Annotated in this window: 20 protein-coding genes and 1 pseudogene; 8 read left to right on the forward strand and 13 right to left on the reverse strand. The window is 71.6% G+C overall.

Annotated elements, in window-relative coordinates; translation table 11 throughout:
• The first annotated feature begins 155 nt into the window (after positions 1 to 155).
• Complete coding sequence (locus ACIRSU_RS14580; RefSeq protein ID WP_403791956.1) at positions 156 to 791, forward strand: TetR/AcrR family transcriptional regulator; 636 nt, start codon at positions 156 to 158, stop codon at positions 789 to 791.
• Positions 792 to 876: 85 nt separating this feature from the next.
• Here the strand turns inward: ACIRSU_RS14580 and ACIRSU_RS14585 are convergent, their stop codons facing one another.
• The 4 genes from ACIRSU_RS14585 to ACIRSU_RS14600 all read right to left on the reverse strand — a co-directional run bounded on the left by ACIRSU_RS14585 (position 877) and on the right by ACIRSU_RS14600 (position 4,017).
• Positions 877 to 2,577 (reverse strand): methylmalonyl-CoA mutase, encoded by a 1,701-nt coding sequence (locus ACIRSU_RS14585; protein WP_403791957.1) that lies wholly within the window; start codon positions 2,575 to 2,577, stop codon positions 877 to 879.
• A 72-nt stretch (positions 2,578 to 2,649) separates the two neighbouring features.
• On the reverse strand, positions 2,650 to 2,982 hold the full coding sequence (locus ACIRSU_RS14590) for a DUF3817 domain-containing protein (protein WP_403791958.1): 333 nt from the start codon (positions 2,980 to 2,982) through the stop codon (positions 2,650 to 2,652).
• 120 nt (positions 2,983 to 3,102) lie between these two features.
• Positions 3,103 to 3,612: a MarR family winged helix-turn-helix transcriptional regulator gene (locus ACIRSU_RS14595; RefSeq protein ID WP_403791959.1), complete on the reverse strand. Its 510-nt coding sequence runs from the start codon at positions 3,610 to 3,612 to the stop codon at positions 3,103 to 3,105.
• A gap of 9 nt (positions 3,613 to 3,621) precedes the next feature.
• On the reverse strand, positions 3,622 to 4,017 hold the full coding sequence (locus ACIRSU_RS14600; RefSeq protein ID WP_403791960.1) for an MFS transporter: 396 nt from the start codon (positions 4,015 to 4,017) through the stop codon (positions 3,622 to 3,624).
• Here ACIRSU_RS14600 and ACIRSU_RS14605 point away from each other — a divergent pair.
• Positions 3,948 to 4,181 (forward strand): annotated as a pseudogene (locus ACIRSU_RS14605) (ArsR/SmtB family transcription factor); the annotation flags it as partial. The gene ACIRSU_RS14600 and the pseudogene ACIRSU_RS14605 sit on opposite strands and share 70 nt — an antisense overlap.
• A gap of 65 nt (positions 4,182 to 4,246) precedes the next feature.
• Positions 4,247 to 5,281 carry a glycoside hydrolase family 6 protein gene (locus ACIRSU_RS14610; RefSeq protein WP_403791962.1) on the forward strand — a complete coding sequence of 345 codons (1,035 nt, stop codon included), beginning with the start codon at positions 4,247 to 4,249 and terminating at the stop codon, positions 5,279 to 5,281.
• A 122-nt stretch (positions 5,282 to 5,403) separates the two neighbouring features.
• On the opposite strand, the gene ACIRSU_RS14615 is transcribed toward ACIRSU_RS14610, so the two are convergent.
• The 6 genes from ACIRSU_RS14615 to ACIRSU_RS14640 form a co-directional block, all read right to left on the reverse strand.
• A complete protein-coding gene (locus ACIRSU_RS14615; protein ID WP_403791964.1) occupies positions 5,404 to 7,365 on the reverse strand; it encodes a galactose oxidase-like domain-containing protein in 1,962 nt (653 codons plus the stop codon).
• Positions 7,366 to 7,368: 3 nt separating this feature from the next.
• Positions 7,369 to 9,237 carry a glycosyltransferase family 2 protein gene (locus ACIRSU_RS14620; protein ID WP_403791966.1) on the reverse strand — a complete coding sequence of 623 codons (1,869 nt, stop codon included), beginning with the start codon at positions 9,235 to 9,237 and terminating at the stop codon, positions 7,369 to 7,371.
• Between the two features lie 90 nt (positions 9,238 to 9,327).
• Positions 9,328 to 9,966: a TetR/AcrR family transcriptional regulator gene (locus ACIRSU_RS14625; protein WP_403791968.1), complete on the reverse strand. Its 639-nt coding sequence runs from the start codon at positions 9,964 to 9,966 to the stop codon at positions 9,328 to 9,330.
• The gene (locus tag ACIRSU_RS14630) at positions 9,963 to 10,691 is read right to left on the reverse strand and encodes a DUF4166 domain-containing protein (protein WP_403791970.1); all 729 of its coding nucleotides are present in this window, start codon (positions 10,689 to 10,691) and stop codon (positions 9,963 to 9,965) included. The genes ACIRSU_RS14625 and ACIRSU_RS14630 overlap by 4 nt, the downstream gene beginning before the upstream one ends.
• Positions 10,688 to 11,365: a hypothetical protein gene (locus ACIRSU_RS14635; RefSeq protein ID WP_403791972.1), complete on the reverse strand. Its 678-nt coding sequence runs from the start codon at positions 11,363 to 11,365 to the stop codon at positions 10,688 to 10,690. Before ACIRSU_RS14635 ends, ACIRSU_RS14630 begins: the two co-directional genes overlap by 4 nt.
• 67 nt (positions 11,366 to 11,432) lie before the next feature.
• Positions 11,433 to 11,900: a MarR family winged helix-turn-helix transcriptional regulator gene (locus ACIRSU_RS14640; RefSeq protein ID WP_403791974.1), complete on the reverse strand. Its 468-nt coding sequence runs from the start codon at positions 11,898 to 11,900 to the stop codon at positions 11,433 to 11,435.
• Positions 11,901 to 11,957: 57 nt separating this feature from the next.
• Between ACIRSU_RS14640 and ACIRSU_RS14645 the strand changes: the two genes are divergently transcribed.
• Positions 11,958 to 12,425, forward strand: coding sequence for a MarR family winged helix-turn-helix transcriptional regulator (locus tag ACIRSU_RS14645; RefSeq protein ID WP_403791975.1), 468 nt, complete (start codon positions 11,958 to 11,960; stop codon positions 12,423 to 12,425).
• Here ACIRSU_RS14645 and ACIRSU_RS14650 read toward each other — a convergent pair.
• From ACIRSU_RS14650 to ACIRSU_RS14660, 3 genes are all read right to left on the reverse strand, one after another.
• Positions 12,422 to 13,918, reverse strand: a complete 1,497-nt coding sequence (locus ACIRSU_RS14650) for an IMP dehydrogenase (RefSeq protein WP_403791977.1) — start codon at positions 13,916 to 13,918, stop codon at positions 12,422 to 12,424. The two genes, ACIRSU_RS14645 and ACIRSU_RS14650, sit on opposite strands and share 4 nt — an antisense overlap.
• 273 nt (positions 13,919 to 14,191) lie before the next feature.
• Positions 14,192 to 14,485 (reverse strand): MTH1187 family thiamine-binding protein, encoded by a 294-nt coding sequence (locus ACIRSU_RS14655; protein ID WP_403791979.1) that lies wholly within the window; start codon positions 14,483 to 14,485, stop codon positions 14,192 to 14,194.
• A complete protein-coding gene (locus ACIRSU_RS14660; RefSeq protein WP_403791981.1) occupies positions 14,482 to 14,826 on the reverse strand; it encodes a DUF3817 domain-containing protein in 345 nt (114 codons plus the stop codon). The genes ACIRSU_RS14655 and ACIRSU_RS14660 overlap by 4 nt, the downstream gene beginning before the upstream one ends.
• Positions 14,827 to 14,933: 107 nt before the next feature.
• Between ACIRSU_RS14660 and ACIRSU_RS14665 the strand changes: the two genes are divergently transcribed.
• From ACIRSU_RS14665 to ACIRSU_RS14680, 4 genes are all read left to right on the forward strand, one after another.
• Positions 14,934 to 15,572, forward strand: a complete 639-nt coding sequence (locus ACIRSU_RS14665) for an AIM24 family protein (protein WP_403791983.1) — start codon at positions 14,934 to 14,936, stop codon at positions 15,570 to 15,572.
• Positions 15,572 to 16,222: an AIM24 family protein gene (locus tag ACIRSU_RS14670; RefSeq protein ID WP_403791985.1), complete on the forward strand. Its 651-nt coding sequence runs from the start codon at positions 15,572 to 15,574 to the stop codon at positions 16,220 to 16,222. The genes ACIRSU_RS14665 and ACIRSU_RS14670 overlap by 1 nt, the downstream gene beginning before the upstream one ends.
• The gene (locus ACIRSU_RS14675) at positions 16,219 to 17,013 is read left to right on the forward strand and encodes an AIM24 family protein (protein WP_403791987.1); all 795 of its coding nucleotides are present in this window, start codon (positions 16,219 to 16,221) and stop codon (positions 17,011 to 17,013) included. Before ACIRSU_RS14670 ends, ACIRSU_RS14675 begins: the two co-directional genes overlap by 4 nt.
• A gap of 80 nt (positions 17,014 to 17,093) precedes the next feature.
• Complete coding sequence (locus ACIRSU_RS14680) at positions 17,094 to 17,570, forward strand: MarR family winged helix-turn-helix transcriptional regulator (RefSeq protein ID WP_403791989.1); 477 nt, start codon at positions 17,094 to 17,096, stop codon at positions 17,568 to 17,570.
• Positions 17,571 to 17,707: the final 137 nt, after the last annotated feature.

Below are 17,707 nucleotides of genomic sequence, written 5' to 3' on the forward strand. Positions count from 1 at the left end.
GTTGTCGCGAGGTGACCGGGCGAGTGCCGCGGAGCCTTTCGCTACGGGTCGTAGCGTAAGGGTCGAGCCCGGAGCGCCGCAGCGGGAAGACGGGTGAACTGCCTCACATCACCGCCCCCTGGCGCAATACCTACTGACGGGTATGGTCGTCGTCCATGTCCCCCATGTGCCGCCGAACCAGCTCCCACAGCCGTACCGGACGCCCGCGTTCCGCCGAGGCCGGCACGGCCATCCTGGAGGCGACCCGGGCGGCCCTGGTGGACCTCGGCTGGTCGAAGCTGACCATGGGCGACGTCGCCACCCGCGCCGGGGTCGCCAAGACCACGCTCTACCGGCGCTGGGGCAACAAGAACGAACTCGTCGTCGACGCCGTCGCCGTCCTCTTCGACGAACTCGAACTCCCCGACCTGGGTTCCCTCCAGGCCGACATCGAACACGTCGTCCTGCAGTTCGCCGCGCTCCTCGAACGCCCCGAGACCAAGACCGCCCTGATGGCCGTGGTCGCCGAGTCGACCCGCGACGAGCCGCTGCGCGAGCGCATCCGCGCCTCCATCGTCGACCGCCAGAAGCGCCTCGTCCTCCAGGGCCGCCGGCGCGCCCAGGAGCGCGGCGAACTCCCCGGGGACCGCGAGCCGGAGACCGTGGCCGCCCTCGACGACCTCATCTTCGACGTGGTCGCCGGCGCGGTGGTGCACCGCGCCCTGGTCAGCGCCGAGCCGGTCGACGGCCCCTGGGCGGCCCGCCTCTCCGCGCTGCTCCTCGGCGGCCTGGGCGCGGCGGCCGCGACATAGGACCGAGGGGCCGGACGACCGAGGGGCCGGACAACCGAGGGGCGGTACGGGAACTCCCGTACCGCCCCTCGTGTCTGACGGGGTCCTAGAAGCCGGCCGGCTCCGTGTAGACGCCCCACTCGTCGCGCAGCACGTCGCAGATCTCGCCGAGCGTGGCCTCCGCCCGTACGGCGTCGAGCATCGGCGGGATCATGTTGGAGCCGTCCCGGGCCGCCGCCAGCATGGCGTCCAGGGAGGCGCGCACCTTCGCCTCGTCCCGCTTGCCCTTGCGGTCGCCGAGGACCCGGACCTGCTCCCACTCGACCTCGTGGCTGACCCGCAGGATCTCCAGGTCGCCGGTGACCGAGCCGTGGTGCACGTTGACACCGACGACCCGCTTCTCGCCCTTCTCCAGGGCCTGCTGGTACTGGAAGGCGGACTCGGCGATCTCGCCGGTGAACCAGCCGTCCTCGATGCCGCGCAGGATGCCGGAGGTGATCGGACCGATCGGGTGCTTGCCGTCCGGGTGGGCGCGCAGACCGCGCTCCTTGATCTGCTCGAAGATCTTCTCGGCGTCGGCCTCGATCCGGTCGGTGAGCTGCTCGACGTACCAGGCGCCGCCCAGCGGGTCGGCCACGTTGGCCACGCCGGTCTCCTCCATCAGCACCTGCTGGGTGCGCAGCGCGATCTCGGCGGCCTGCTCGCTGGGGAGCGCGAGGGTCTCGTCGAGGGCGTTGGTGTGGAGGGAGTTGGTGCCGCCGAGGACGGCCGCGAGGGCCTCGACCGCGGTCCGCACGACGTTGTTGTACGGCTGCTGGGCGGTGAGCGAGACACCGGCGGTCTGGGTGTGGAAGCGGAGCCACTGCGCCTTGTCGGTCTTGGCGCCGTAGACCTCCTTCATCCAGCGGGCCCAGATCCGGCGGGCGGCGCGGAACTTGGCGATCTCCTCGAAGAAGTCGAGGTGCGCGTCGAAGAAGAAGGAGAGGCCGGGCGCGAAGACGTCGACGTCGAGGCCGCGGGAGAGGCCGAGCTCCACGTAGCCGAAGCCGTCGGCGAGGGTGTACGCGAGCTCCTGCGCGGCCGTCGCACCGGCCTCGCGGATGTGGTAGCCGGAGACCGAGAGCGGCTTGTACGCGGGGATGCCGGCCGCGCAGTGCTCCATCAGGTCGCCGATGAGGCGCAGGTGCGGCTCCGGCGGGAAGAGCCACTCCTTCTGCGCGATGTACTCCTTGAAGATGTCCGTCTGCAGGGTGCCGTTGAGGACGGCGGGGTCGACGCCCTGCCGCTCGGCGGCGACCAGGTACATGCAGAAGACCGGGACGGCCGGGCCGGAGATCGTCATCGAGGTGGTGACGTCGCCGAGCGGGATGTCCTTGAAGAGGACCTCCATGTCGGCGGCGGAGTCGATGGCGACACCGCAGTGGCCGACCTCGCCGAGCGAACGCGGGTCGTCGGAGTCGCGGCCCATCAGGGTCGGCATGTCGAAGGCGACCGAGAGTCCGCCGCCGCCGGCGGCCAGGATCATCTTGTAGCGCTCGTTGGTCTGCTCGGCGTTGCCGAAGCCGGCGAACTGGCGGATGGTCCAGGTGCGGCCGCGGTAGCCGGTCGGGTGCAGACCGCGGGTGAAGGGGTACTCGCCCGGCCAGCCGATGCGCTCGAACCCCTCGTAGGTGTCCCCGGGGCGCGGGCCGTAGACCGGCTCCACGGAGTCGCCGGAGAGCGTGGTGAAGTCGGCGTCGCGCTTGCGGGCCTTGTCGTAGCGGGCCTGCCAGCGACGGCGGCCTTCCTCGATCGCGTCAGCGTCCATGCTTCAAATTTACTAGGACGTCCTAGTAAATGTCGATGGCAAAGCCCCGCACATATGTGCGGGGCTTCTGCCCTACGCGTTGGCCGGGGCCGGCTGCGCGCCGCTGACCAGCGGAAGCGTCTCGGCGACGACCTTGCGCTCGACGAAGAAGGCGGCGGTCGGAATCGTGCCCGACACCAGCACCCAGATGAGCTTGCCGAACGGCCACTTGGCCTTGGAGCCCAGGTCGAAGGCGAAGACGAGGTACACGATGTAGAGGACGCCGTGGATCTGGGAGACCACGAGGGTCAGGTCCTCGCCGACGCCGAAGCCGTACTTGGCGACCATGCAGGCACACAGGATGAGGAGCATGACCGCGGTCACGTACGCCATGACGCGGTAGCGGGTCAGCACGCTGGATTTCATGGCATCGAGACTAACCGCCCGATCCGGGCGATCTTCGCGCGGGTCGGGCTCGCCCGGACGCGTGACAGGGTCCGGTCAGGACACCTGACGGGGGCCGGTCAGGCGCGTGGCAGCGCCCGGTCAGGACTCCTCGAAGTCGCCCGCCGCGACCCGCAGCGGCCGCAGCATCGCGAAGATCTCCGCGCACTCCTCCGCGTCGTACGCGCCGAGGCCGAACTCCATCCCCATCAGGTCGCGGGTCGCCGCCTCGACCACCTCGCGGCCCTTCTCCGTGATGGAGGCGAGGGTGCCGCGGCCGTCGTTGGGGTTGGGGCGCTTGGCGACGAGGCCGGACCTCACCAGGCGGTCCACCGTGTTCGTCACGGACGTGGGGTGGACCATCAGCCGCTCGCCGATCTTGGACATCGGCAGCTCGCCGGCCTTGGAGAAGGTCAGCAGCACCAGCGCCTCGTACCGGGCGAAGGTCAGCCCGTACGGCTTGACCACGGCGTCGACCTCGGCCAGCAGGATCTGGTGGGCGCGCATGATCGAGGTGATCGCGGCCATCGAGGGGACCGGACCCCAGCGCTTCTGCCACAGTTCGTCGGCGCGGGCGATGGGATCGAAGGGGAGACTGAGCGGCTTCGGCACGCGTCGACCTTACCCATGGGTCATCTGGCGGTCAGCCGCGTCTCGCCCTTCGGTCGCCTCCGCGGCCGCCCGGGCCGTCGCGCGGACCTCCGCCACCAGCCAGAGGAGCACCGCGGTGCCGAGGACGCCGGTCCCGGCGACGACGGCGCGCACGGAGGCGAACTCGGCGGCGACGCCCGCGCCCGCCATGCCGATGCCCTGCGTGGTCGTCATGCCCGCGGTCATCAGGGTCATCGCCCGCCCGCGACGCCCGTCGGGCACGGCGGCGACGAACCAGGCGTCGAGTCCGAGGGTGTACGCACCGGTCGCACCGGCCAGGAACAGCGCGACGGCCGCGAGTGCGAGGCCGGGCCCGGCCGCGTACAGCAGGAACGGCAGCAGCCCGGTCGCCGCGAGCGGCAGCATCGCTCGCGCACCGGCTCGGGCTCGCGCCCTCCTCGGTGTCGGCGCATCTGTCGGTGCTGCGCGGGGCCGGTCTGCTCACCTCGCGCCGCTACGGGCACCAGGTGCTGTACGAGCGGACGCCGCTGGGCATCGCGCTCGCGGTGTCGCAGCCGGACGCCGACTGACCGTCATGTCACGATGGCCCGACCTGTCACCAGCCGTCGTCGCGTCGCCCGAACCTGGGGGCCGGATGTCCCGCCGCCGTCACGTCGTCGTCCCCGCCCGCGTCTGGTCCCTCGCCCTGGCCGGCGCGCTGCTGCTCGCCGGCTGCGGGACGGGCGCCGGCGGGCCCGCCGCCACGGTCGGCCCGCCCTCCGCACGCGGCGAGGCGGCGCCCCCGACCGACGGCTCGCCGTTCTGGGTGGACCCGGACAGCGACGCGGCCCGGCAGGTGAAGGCGTACGAGGCGCAGGGCCGTGCCGAGGACGCAAGGGTGCTGCGGCGGATCTCGGAGCGGCCGGTCGCCGACTGGCCGGACGGGACCGACCCCGTACCGGACGTCGCCAGGGCGGTCCGGGGCGCGGCGCGCGACAAGCGCACGGTGGTCTTCGTCGCGTACGACATCCCGCACCGTGACTGCGGGAAGTACTCGGCGGGCGGGGCGCCCGACGGGCAGGCGTACCGGAGCTGGGTGGACGCCTTCGCCAGGGCGATCGGGGACGCGCCGGCGGTGGTGATCCTGGAGCCGGACGCGGTGCCGCACATCGTGGACGGCTGCACCCCGGCCGAGTACCACGAGGAGCGGCTGCGGCTGCTCGCGGAGGCGGTGGACCGGTTCAAGCGGCAGCCGCACACCCGAGTCTATCTCGACGCCGGCAATCCGGCCTGGCTGCGCACCCCGGAGAAGCTGGTGGAGCCGCTGCGCCGGGCGGGCGTCGGGCGGGCCGACGGTTTCGCGCTGAACGTGTCGAACTTCCAGACCAACGACGTCGTACGGGGCTTCGGCGCGGGTCTGTCGCGGCTGCTCGGCGGCGCCCACTTCACCATCGACACCAGCCGCAACGGCGCCGGGCCGCTGCCCGGCGACCGCGCCGAGGGGTGGTGCAACCCGCCCGGCCGGGCCCTCGGCGTTCCGCCGACGGACCGGACCGGGGACGAGCTGGTCGACGCGTACCTGTGGATCAAGCGGCCCGGTGACTCGGACGGCACCTGCCGGGGCGGCCCGGCCGCGGGGACATGGTGGCCGGAGTACGCCCTCGGCCTGGCGCGCCGGGCCAGGGAGTGAACCGGGGGCCGACCCGGGGACCGAGACGGGGGCCGAGACGGGGGCCGAGACGGGGACGGACCCGGGGACCGACAAGAGGACCGACCCGGGGACGAGCCGGGAGCCGGCCCTTCGGCGCCCGGTCAGGACACCTGGATCCATTTCGCCTCGGACGGGATCCCGTCCCGGTCCGTCACGAACAGCATGTACCAGCCGGGCGGGACGAGGGTCCGGTCCTTCGGTACCTGCACGGTGACCGTGACGCCGTCCGGGTCCTTGGTCAGGCCCAGTTCCACCGAGCGCTGTTCGACGTCGGTGGTGTGGGTGACGGCGCTCGGGCGCATCAGCCGGGCCTTGGCGATCCGGCCGGCGTCCTTGCTCCTGAAGGTGGCGCGGCCGTTCCGGTCGAGTTGCCGCGGGCCTTCGCCGAGCACCGGCCGGTCGGGGCCGGCCCGGTGCAGGGACGGCGGGGTGAAGACCTCGATGCGCTGCTCGAAGGTGCCGAGCTTGGTGTTGTCGGCGTCGTCGAAGAGCGGGTCGGAGCCGAAGGTGGCGACCCGGCCGTCGGGCAGGAGCAGCGCCTCGGAGTGGTAGTTGCGGCCGACGGTCGGCTCGGCGGCCTTGCTGAAGGCGTTGCTCTTCGGGTCGTAGAACTGCGCCTTGAGGATGTCGCTGCGGCTGCGGCCGCGGTAGCCGCCCGAGCCGCCGGTGGTGAAGACGGTGTCGTCGGGCATGAGCACGCTGCTGAGGTAACGGGTGCCCTGGGGCAGCCGCGGCCCGTCCCGGAAGACCGGGCTGTCCTTGGACAGGTCGATGATCGAGGTGCGGGCGGTGGAGGCGGGCGACTCGCCGACCCCGCCGCCGCCGAGGACCATCACCTTCTGGTGCTGCGCGGGCGGCAGCAGCACGGAGGCGGAGGTCTCCAGCTGGTCGGGGTCGGTGAGCCCGGGAAGCGTGGTGAAGGAGTTCTTCCTCAGGTCCCACAGGCCCGGCCGGCGGCCCTTGTCGGCGGGACCGTAGCCGGCGCTGGAGCCGGTGAAGAGGAGCTTGCCGCCCTTGGTGAGGAAGAGCGCGGGGTAGGTCGGGAAGTAGCGGAAGGGTCCCTTGGACCACTTCCTGGTGGCGGGGTCGTAGATCTCGTTGTCGCCGGGGACGACGTCGCCGACGTCGTTGAGGCCGGAGACGGCGAGCACCCTGCCGTCGTCGAGGGTGACGAGGGTGGGGTACCAGCGGGCGTCCTTCATGGGCGCGACCGGGACGTACCGCTCGGCCTTGGGGTCGAACTCGTAGGCGGCCCTGATGCCCTGGAAGTCCTGCTTCTCGGTGGTGAGCCTCTGTGCGAGGCCGTGGACGTGGTCGGCGTCGGCGCCCTTGAGGCCGACGACCTCGTACTGCGCGGCCTCGGTGGTGAGCGCCTGCGGACCCGCCTTGACGGCCTCGACGAAGACCCGTGCCTCGCCCGCGGTGACCTTGGTCTCCCACGGTTTCATCTGGCCGCTCTTGATGTACGAGCTCTCGAACTCGCGCCTGGCCCTGGGGACGGTGACGTCGAACTTCGACACGTACTCGACGCCGGACGGGGAGCGGAAGACGGTGCCCTTCTTCAGGGTGACGGCCTTGTCGGGGCTCTCGTTGTTGACCCGCATGGCGCCGCCGGCCTTCTTGACCTGGCCGTCGAGGACCTCGTAGCGGGCGGTGCCGCCGGCGACGAGGAGGTGGCCGTTCGCGAGCTGGGTGTGGCCGGAGCAGAAGAAGTCCTCGGGGGTGGGGATCTTCTTGAAGGTGTTCCGCGCGGGGTCCCAGAGGACGGTCTCGAAGGTGCCGGCGTCGAACTGCTTCTGGTTGTCGCCTGAGCCGGCGACGAGCAGCACCTTGCCGGTGTGCAGCAGGGCGGCGTGGACGGCGTTGATCCGGTACTGCGGGGGCACGTCGACGACGGCCCAGGAGCCGTACTTCCTCTGGTAGCCGGGCTGGGCGATCTTGTACGCGTGGTACTTCTCCGTCGCGAAGGAGACGGCGGCCGGGGCGTTGAGGGCCGCGAGGACGAGGACGGCGCCGCTGCCGAGCAGGGTCTTCTTGAACTGCTTGGACGGCCGGTAGGCCATGGCTCAGCTCCCTCCGCTCGTCGTGGGCGCGGTGGTGGGGGCGGATCCGGTCTTCGCGGGGGCCGGGGCGGTGACGACGGTGACCCGGCCGAGGCTCTCGGCGGCGTCCGTACGGCCACGGGCACGGGCACGGCCACGGGCCCGGGCCCGGGCGGCGGTGCGGAGCTCGGTGCGGACCCGGTCCCGGCGGCGGGCGCGCAGTCCGGTGGCGGTCCGGACGGCGAGCGGGGCGAGCGCGATGAGCAGGGCGAGGACGGCCCAGGTGCGCATGGCCGCGTGGGTGTGGCCGTAGTGGACGGAGGCGGCGAGGGAGGCGACGAGCACGGCCGCCCAGGAGAGGTGGATGCGGAAGGTGAGGACGCGGTCGGGGCTGGCCTCGCCGCCCTTCGGGGTGACGACGAAGCGGCCGGGGGTGCGGAGCAGCGCCGAGCCGAGGCCTTTGAGGTAGACGGGCGCGCAGAGCGCGGACATCGCCATGCCGGCGAGGCCGCCGGAGCCCTCGGGCTCGTGCGGCGAGACGTTGTGGCGCCGGTTCCACAGGTAGAGGCCGATCTGGAGGGCGACGGCGTCGCTGTAGATCATCAGCCAGACCGAGGAGGAGACCTGGGTGCCGGAGGCGCCGATCCAGAGGTAGAGGACGCAGGAGAGGATGCCGAGGAGCCAGTTGACGGCCGTCATCGGGTAGTAGACGAGCATCAGCGTGTAGTTGAGGAGCCGGCCGGGCGGGGTGCGGAAGGGCGCTTTCCAGTACTGCCTGAGGAGCGTCTCGTACGTGCCGCGGGACCAGCGCAGCTGCTGGGTGAAGAAGTCCGTCCAGGAGGCGGGCCCCTCCCCCACGGCGAGCACGTCGGGCGTGTAGACGGAGCGCCAGTGGCGGCCGGTCGCCGGGTTCTTCCTGCGGTGCAGTTCGAAGCCGGTGGCCATGTCCTCGGTGATGGAGTCGACGAGGCCGCCGATCTGCTTGAGGGCGGCGATCCGCACGACGTTGTTGGTGCCGACGAACATGGGGGCGCGGTAGCGGTTGCCGGCCCGCTGGATCAGCGCGTGGAAGAGGAACTGCTGCGACTCGGCGGCCTTGGTGACGGCGGTGGTGTAGTTGCCGTAGACCTGCGGGCCGACGACGAAGGCGACGTCGGGGTCGCGGAAGAAGCCGAGCATCCGTTCCAGGAAGTTCGGCAGCGGCACGTGGTCGGTGTCGACGGAGGCGAAGAACTCGTAGGCGTCGCCGTGCACGGCGAGCCAGGCGTTGTAGTTGCCGTGCTTGGTGCGCGCCTTGTGGACGCCCTTCCCGCGGTTCCACTCGGGGACGCCGGCCCGGGTGAAGTGGCGGACGCCGAGCTCCGCGCACAGGGCCTTGGCGTCGGCGTCGTCGCCCTCGTCGAGCAGCCACACGTCGAGCGGACCGTCGTGCCGCAGCCGGACCGCGGCTTCGAGGGTGGCCCGGACCATGGAGAGCGGTTCCTTGCCGGGCACGTACGTGGTGAGGAAGGCGACCCGGGTGCCGGGTTCGGCGCGCACGGGTATGGGGTCGCGGGCGACGAGCGTGGCGTGGGCGATCGACGTGACGTTCACCAGCATGAAGAAGCAGATCAGCCCGATCGAGACCAGCATCACGGTGTCGTACGGGACACGCCAGACGTCGTCGCCCTCGCGGACGGTCCAGTGGCTCGGCCAGACGAGGTAGACCAGGAGCAGCGCGGAGAGCAGGGGCGCGAGGCCCATGAGGAGGGCGGCTCGTATTCGGTGCGGTTCCTTCGAGAGCAGGCTTCGGTACCGCACCCGGTAGCCCCCGGCCGCCGGGTCCGGGTCGGGGTCCGTGAGGGGACCGGCGAGTCGGCTGTAGGTGTCGTAGTCGTAGCCTCCCGGCCGCACGGTGCCTCCAGCTGCTGTCGAACGGGTCGATAGCCTCACGAAAAGGGACGTGCATCGGCGTGTCGACCGGAAGCGTCCGAGTGAGCGGTTTTACGGAAGACGACCCTTTCGGCGCAGTGCGAGGCGTACGGCCTTCTGGGCGACCGGACCGAGTCCGTCGAGCGCGGCCATGAGGGTGCCCAGGTGTTCGAGCGTGTCGAGCGCGGCTCCGGCGCCGGCCGGGTCGACCCCTTCGTACAGTTCGAGCCCGACGAAGGAGGCGGCGACCGCGCGGGCGAGGCCGGCCGGGTCGACGACGCCGTCGAGCGGGCCGCCGGCGAGCACCCGCCGCAGCACCTGCTCGATCTCCGTGATCCACAGGTCGAGCCCGGCGGCCGTGGCGGGCCCGAGCCGGGGATGGGTCTGCGCCCCGGCGAGCAGCTGCCCGAGCACGGCGACCTGCCCGGCGGCCCGCTCCTCGACGTGCATCTCCCGGGCGAAGGCGAGGAGTTCGGAAAGGCTTCCGACATCACCGAGCCGTTCCCGGTACAGCGCGACCCGCTGCTCGGCGCCGTACCGGCAGGCAGCGGAGAGGAGTTCGTCCACCGACCCGAAGTGGTAGAAGACCAGCGCCTGGTTGACCCCGGCGGCCGTCGCCACCGACCGTGCCGACGTCTTGGCGATGCCCTGCTCGACGAGGACCTGAAGGGCGCCTTCGAGCAGCTTGCCCCGGGTCTCCTCGGTGCTCACGCGCGGGCCTCCTCGCGTACGGGGCGGAGCCCCGGGCGGACGCCGCAGGAGCGCACGGACGCGTACGAGGCGGTGAAGGAGCCCTCGTACCCGAACAGCGGCCCGACGTACGGGTTGACCACCCGGACCCGGATGCGGAAGCGGCCGGTGCGCTCGTCGAAGGACTCGCGCACCTCGGCGTCGGCGCCGACGAGCGCGGGCACGCGGACGTCCACCGGGCCCTCGCGGAAGCGGTGTTCGCCGGAGCGGATGAGCAGCGACCCGTCGGGCTCGGCGGACAGGCGCAGCTCGCTGGCGAGGTGCTGGTGGGTGCCGAGGTAGTCGAGGACGGTGCCGGGCGCCGGGCCGGCCACCATCGTGGCGTCGAAGCGGCGCGGCCCGCCGGGGAGGCGGAAGGTCCGTACGAAGGTGACGGTTTCACGGCCGTACGAGTCGAGGTACGGCACGTTCTCGATGACGAAGGGCACGTCGCGGCCGGTGCGCGGGAGCAGGATGTTGCGGGTGGAGCCCAGTGCGAGGAACGGGCGGATGAGGTGGCGGGTGAGCCCCTTGCTGTGCCAGATCCGGTCCATGACGCCGCGGCCGACGCAGAGTTCACCGCTCGCGAGGCCGACGGAGAAGCGCCGCCGGAGCTCGGGGTGCAGGCGGGCGAAGGCGTCCTCGCCCATGGCGGTGCGGAAGATCGAACTCGGGCTCGGGCTCGGGCTCGGACTCTCGGTTCTCATGACTTCTCCGGTGGGGTGCGCAGACAGCGGCGGGCGGCCGGGGTGCGCGGCGACGGCGGTACGAGGAGGGCGGCGGCGCAGGCGAGGGCCAGGGCCGCGGGGTGGACGGCGGCGCCGAGGGCCGTCAGCAGGGCGCGGGCGGCGAGTTCGAGCTGCCAGTGGGTGCGGGCGCGCTCGGGCGTGATGCCGTGCTCGCACCACAGGCGCAGCCGGTCGAAGGACCAGGCGGTGGCCCAGCCCATGAGGGGCCGGAAGACGAGCCGGTCGGCGAGCCGGCCGAAGCGTCCCCAGCGGGGCCGGTAGTCGTAGCCGGTCAGGAACCGGATCCCGTCGGCACGGTCCGGTTGCGGGACGTACCGCCAGTACCCGCTTCCCTCGGCGAGGAGGGAGAGCGGGTCCGGCGAGGCGAACCGCAGCGAGGAGACCCGGTCGCCGCCGGCCCGGTGGCGCTCCCCCGCGGAGACACCGGTGCCGGCGACGACCAGGAAGGGCAGCACGCGCACGGCGTACCGGAACCGCCGCGGCTCACCCTCGGCCTCGGCGCCGGGCTCTCCGGGCAGGTAGGTGATCTCGGTGAACCGCAGATCCCACCGCTCGTGCTGCGCCGGATCCTGGGTCCGCTCCCAGAGCGTGTCCAGGCCGGCGCGCACACGCGTCTCGACGTAGAGCCCCAAGGCTCGGCCCCCCTTCCTCCTTTTGAGCGACCGCTCAAAAGAAAGTACCTCAGCGTTGAGCACTCGCTCAAGACCGGGTCGTCCTGGCGAGCGAGTCGACGAACGCGGTGATGAGCCGGGCGAATTCGACGCGGTCGGAGTCCGGCCAGTCGGCCATCACCCGCGCGAAGACCTGCTGCCGGAAGCGGTGGGTGCGGTCGACCTGCTCCTGCCCGGCGGCGGTGAGGCTCAGCAGCGTCCGCCGCGCGTCGGCGGGATCCGCCGCCCGCTCGACCCACCCCTCGTCGACGGCCTTGACCACGAGCCGGCTCGCCCGCGGCTGGTCGACCCCGAGTGCCGTCGCCACATCGCTGACGGAGCAGGCGCCGTCGCGGCCCTCGACGGCATCGAGGACACCGAACAGCGTGGGGTCGACCGCCCCGCCACCGTCGGGCGACGCGAGCCGGCCGAGCTGACGGCGGGTCTGGCTGCGACGGATGGCCACCATGGCGCGCTCGACGGCGGTCAGCGCTTCTTCTTGATCCCTGTCGGACATGCATGCTAGTTTACAACTGTTGTCAGATGACATGCACTAGGGGGGACCATCATGCCCATGTCCGACGCCATGCCCGACGTCCGCAAGCACCGCCCGCTCGGCTACTGGCTGCGCCACATCGACGGCGCGCTGGAAGACACCATGGCCCGCCTCTTCGCCGCCGACGGCCTCACCCGCCGCGGCTGGCAGGTCCTCAACACGCTGTCCTACGAGCCGATCGCCCTGCCCGACGTCGACGCGACCATGGCCGCGTTCCTGACGGCCGACGAGCCGACCATGCGCCCGTACGTCGACGAGCTCGTCGCCCGCGGCTGGGCCCACCGCACGGACGACGAGCTCATAGCCCTGACGGCCGAGGGCCGCGAAGGCCACCGGCGCGTCGCGGAGAAGACCCGCGCCTTCCGGGCCCAGGTGGTGGAGTGCCTGGCACCCGAGGAGCACACGGCCCTGATGGAGCTGCTCCAGCGGGTGGCGGGACACCTGGACACGCTGGCGGCCGAGGCCGCCCAGGACACCGCCGCCTAGGACACCGTGGCCGACGCCTCCCGCACCGTGACGTTCGCGTGGCTCTCCTGGAAGCTCTGGTCGGAGACGAGGGTGAGGCGGGCCGTGGACTGGAACTCCGGGAGGGTGGTGGAGCCGCAGGAGACCATCGTGGTCTTGAGCTTGGCGACGGTCAGGGCGAGGCCCTCGTTGAGGTCGCCGGCGTAGGGGACGTAGCCGTCGACGCCCTCCTCGAAGAGGAGTCCCTGGCCTCCCTGCCCGTAGCGCTGCCAGTTGCGGGCGCGGTTCGAGCCCTCGCCCCAGTACTCCTTCACGAAGCCGTCGCGGGTGGGCAGCTTCGCGCCCGCCGCCTGGTCGAAGCGGGCGAAGTAGCGGCCCATCATGACGAAGTCGGCTCCCATCGCCAGCGCCAGGGCCACGTGGTAGTCGTGCACGAGGCCGCCGTCGGAGCAGATCGGCACGTACGCGCCGGTGCGTTCGCGGAAGGCGTCCCGGGCTGCCGCGACGTCGAGGACGGCGCTGGCCTGGCCGCGGCCGATGCCCTTCTGGTCGCGGGTGATGCAGATGGAGCCGCCGCCGACGCCGACCTTGACGAAGTCCGCGCCCGCCTCGGCGAGGAAGGTGAACGCTTCGCCGTCGACCACGTTGCCGCCGCCGACCGGGATCTCCGGGTAGTGCTTCTTCACCCAGGTCAGCGCCTGGGCCTGCCAGTCGCTGTAGCCGTCGGACGAGTCGAAGCACAGCGCGTCCACGCCCGCTGCGATCAGGGCCGGGACGCGCTCCTGGTAGTCGTGGGTGTTGATGCCCGCGCCCACGCGCAGCCGCTTGGCGGCGTCGACGAGCTGATGGGGGAAGCGCTTGTTGTCCGTGTAGTCGGAGCGGAACACCAGATGCTGCAGCCGGCCCTCGGCGTCAAGGACCGGGAGGCAGTCGAGGCGTTCGTCCCAGAGCCGCGCGTTGGCCTCGGAAAGGGTGATGTCGGGCCCGGCGTGGGCCAGGTCGGCGACGGCGGTCATCCGGCCGCTGACCGGTGCGTCCAGGTCATGGCGCTGGGGGTGGAAGTCCCGGGAGGTGACCAGGCCGAGGAGGCGGCCGCCGGCGGTCCCGTCGTGGGTGACCGCGGCGGTGTTGTGGCCGGTGCGGCGCATGACCTCGGCCAGGACGCCCAGGCTGTCGCCGGGGCGCACGTTGGTGTCGCTGGTGACGAATCCGGCCTTGAAGTTCTTCACCTGACGGACCGCCGCCGCCTGGTCCTCGACCGGCTGGTTGTGGTGCACGAAGCTGAGCCCGCCGCTGCGCGCGAGCGCGATCGCCAGCTCGGGTGTGCTGACGGCCTGCATGATCGCCGACGTGAACGGCGACTGCAGCTCGATCGCCGACGCCTCGCCCACCATGTGCCGCACCAGGGGCGTACGCAGGTCGACGGTCGCGGCCGAGCAGTCGGTCCGAGTCCGGTTCGGCAGGAGCAGGAACTCGTTGAACGTCCGCGAGACCTCGGCGATGATCTGTGCCACTGTTCCTCCTGGCCCGTCGGCCGGGGCCGACTGCCCCGCGCCGTGAGGACCGCCCCCCGTGTCCCGGGGCCCGGGCAGGCAGAGATCGGCACGGCAGCCGTGGAGTTGCCACGCACTGCGGCAGAGCCCTGACCGGCCCACGGATCGAACGAGGGTGCGGTCGTTGACCGAGGACCTTATCGATCAAGACAGCCGCAGCGCGAATCGGGCCGGCGAGCGACCCGGCCCCAGCCGGCCGGAGCCGGGCCGGGGCCGGGGAGGAAGTGACGGCCGTCAGTCGGCCAGGTGGCGTTCCACGGTCGCGACCTTCGCCGTGAGGCCGTCCGTGACGCCCGGGCGGATGTCGGCCTTCAGGACGAGCGAGACGCGGGGCGCCCGCGCCTCGACGGCCGCGACGGCGCGCTTGACGACGTCCATTACCTCGTCCCACTCGCCCTCGACGGAGGTGAACATCGCGTCGGTGCGGTTCGGGAGGCCGGACTCGCGGACGACGCGGACGGCGTCGGCGACGTACTCGCCGACCTCTTCGCCGACGCCGAGCGGGGTGACCGAGAAGGCGACGATCATGCGTTCACGACCCCCTCGCGGCGGGCGCGGGAGGCGATGACCGCGTTCTCGGCCTCGCGCTTGAGCCTGCGCTCGGCGACGAAGCCGCCGAAGGGCAGGACGGACAGGACGAAGTAGAGGGCCGCCGTCTTGAAGGCCCACTTGGTGCGGTTCCAGGCGTCCAGCCAGAAGAGCACGTAGAGGATGAAGAGGATGCCGTGGATCAGACCCATCGGGAAGACCGCGTCGAAGCCGACCGTCCGCTTCAGGACCGAGCACGTCAGCAGCAGCAGGAACGACACGCCCTCCGGAGCGGAGACGAGCCGGAGGCGGTGCAGTGAGGAAGCGGTCTTGATGTCCACGACAGGGGTCACCTTCGTTCGATCTTGTGAACGGATGCACAAGGGCCCGTCCATTGTGCATGGCGACTTTGCTGTTCCTTTGTCCGGGGGGCCAGTACGGTCCCTCCGTGGCAACGTTTCGACTCCAGGGCAGCAAAGTGCTCGCCGTGACCATGACCGGCGACGCCGTGAAGGCGAAGAACGGCTCGATGGTGGCCTATGACGGTCAGATGGCGTTCAAGAAGATGAGCGGTGGCGGTGAGGGTCTGCGCGGCATGGTGACCCGGCGGCTGACCGGGGAGCAGATGGCGGTGATGGAGGTCCGCGGGCAGGGCACCTGCTGGTTCGCCGACCGGGCCTCCGAGATCAACCTGGTCCAGCTGCGCGGCGACAAGCTGTACGTCGAGGCGAGCAATCTGCTCTGCACCGACGCCGGCCTGCGCACCGGCACCACCTTCACCGGACTGCGCGGCGGCGTGACGGGCAACGGCCTGTTCACCACGACCGTGGAGGGCACCGGGCAGGCCGCGATCATGTCGGACGGCCCGGCGGTGGTGCTGCGGGTGAGCCCGCAGTACCCGCTGTCCGTGGACCCCGGCGCGTACATCGCCCACCAGGGCAACCTCCAGCAGCACTTCCAGTCCGGTGTGACCTTCCGCACCTTCATGGGCGAGGGCGGCGGCGAGGCGTTCCAGATCCGCTTCGAGGGCGACGGCCTGGTCTACGTCCAGCCGAGCGAGCGGAACACGATCGGGGGTGACGTCTGATGTCCTTCCGCGAGGTCAATTCCAAGATGATCGAGGCCACGGTCGTCCCGGGGCAGCGGCTCTTCAGCCAGCGCGGCGCGATGCTCGCGTACCGCGGCGAGGTCAGTTTCACGCCGAACCTGACCGGCGGCCAGGGTGGTGTGATGTCGATGATCGGCCGCCGGGTGGCCGGTGAGGCGACGCCGCTGATGACGGTGGAGGGCAGCGGCACGGTGATGTTCGGGCACGGCGGCCACCACGTCCATGTGATCCGGCTGACCGGCGACACCCTCTACGTGGAGGCCGACCGGCTGCTCGCCTTCGAGGGCACGCTGGAGCAGGGCACGATGTTCATGGGCTCGCAGGGCGGGGTCATGGGCATGGTGCGTGGCCAGGTCACCGGCCAGGGCCTGTTCACCACCACCCTGCGCGGTCACGGCGCGGTGGCGGTCATGGCGCACGGCGGCGTGATCGAGCTGCCGATCGCCCCGGGCCGCCCGGTGCACGTGGACCCGCAGGCGTACGTGGCCCACCACGGCGACGTGCGCAACAAGCTGTCCACCGCGCTCGGCTGGCGCGACATGGTGGGGCGCGGTTCGGGCGAGGCGTTCCAGCTGGAGCTGAGCGGGAGTGGCGCGGTGTACGTGCAGGCGTCGGAGGAGAAGCTGTGAGCGGCCCCGTGATCCATGACCCGCAGTCCCTGCCGTCGGACGACAACGTCAACGCCTACACCTTCTGCGTCGAGCTCAAGGGCTCTCCGTGGTTCCTGCAGAAGGGCAAGATGATCGCCTACTACGGGCGCATCGAGTTCAACGGCATCGGCCACGGCCGGCTCGACCGGCTGGTCCGTACGTCGTTCCACTCGCCGCTGCACGCGAGCGACTGGGTGGTGGCCGAGGGCAGCGGCAAGATGCTGCTCGCGGACCGGGCCTTCGACGTCAACTCGTACGACCTGGACGAGGGCAATCTGACGATCCGGTCCGGCAACCTGCTGGCCTACCAGCCCTCGCTCGCGCTGAAGCAGTCGATCGTGCCGGGCTTCGTGACGCTGATCGGCACGGGCAAGTTCGTGGCCGCGTCGAACGGGCCGGTGGTCTTCATGGAGCCGCCGCTCCGGGTCGATCCGCAGGCGCTGGTCGGCTGGGCCGACTGCCCGTCCCCGTGCCACCACTACGACCACGGCTATCTGACGGGCGTGATGGGCGGCCTGCGGGCGCTCACCGGGATCGGCGGCTCGTCGGGCGAGGAGCACCAGTTCGAGTTCGTCGGGGCGGGTACCGTGTTGCTCCAGTCGACGGAGCTGATGATGCCGGACCGGGCGATCGGCGAGCCGGGTGGGCAGCCGGGGGTTCCGGGCGGTCATGGTGTGCCCGGGGCGCATGGTTCCGGCCAGGGGCCGCTGGGTTCGGTACCGCGTCTTCCCGGCCAGCTCGGGGACCTGCAGCGGCGCTTCGGTCTGTGAGCGGTAGTCTGCGGAGCGTGACGCGTCGAACACACTCCCAGAACTCGTCAAGTATTCAACTTCTTAGGTAGAATCCATACATGGAGACCGAGACGGCCACCCCCTGGCTCACCGACGTCGAGCAGTGCGCCTGGCGCACCTTTCTGGACGTCAACAGAATGCTGACGTACCAGCTGGAGAAGGACCTCCAGCCCTTCGGCCTGACGATGAACGACTACGAGATCCTGGTGAACCTCTCGGAGTCGGCGGAGCGGCGCCTGCGCATGAGCGACCTCGCGGCGGCGACCCTGCAGTCGAAGAGCCGGCTCTCCCACCAGATCACCCGCATGGAGAACGCCGGTCTGGTCCGGCGGGCGAACTGCGAGTCCGACCGGCGCGGGCTCTACGCGGTCCTCACCGACCAGGGCATGGAGACCATGCGGAAGGTCGCCCCGCACCACGTCGAGTCGGTGCGCAAGCACTTCATCGACCAGCTCAGCCCCGAGGCCCTCGGCGACCTGCACGAGTCGCTGAAGCCCATCGCGGAGCAGCTGCGCGGCCGCCGCGGCAAGCTGTAGGGCGCGCACAGGCGTGGGGGGGGGCCCGCCCGGGGGGCGGGGGCCCCCGCCCCCCCCCCGGGCCCCCCCCCCCCCCCGCCCCCCCCCCCCCCCCCCCCCCCGGCCCCGGCGCGGCCCCCCCCCCCCCCGCCCCCCCC

This window comes from Streptomyces sp. NPDC101160, assembly GCF_044768205.1.
In the GTDB taxonomy this organism is placed as follows: Bacteria; Actinomycetota; Actinomycetes; order Streptomycetales; family Streptomycetaceae; genus Streptomyces.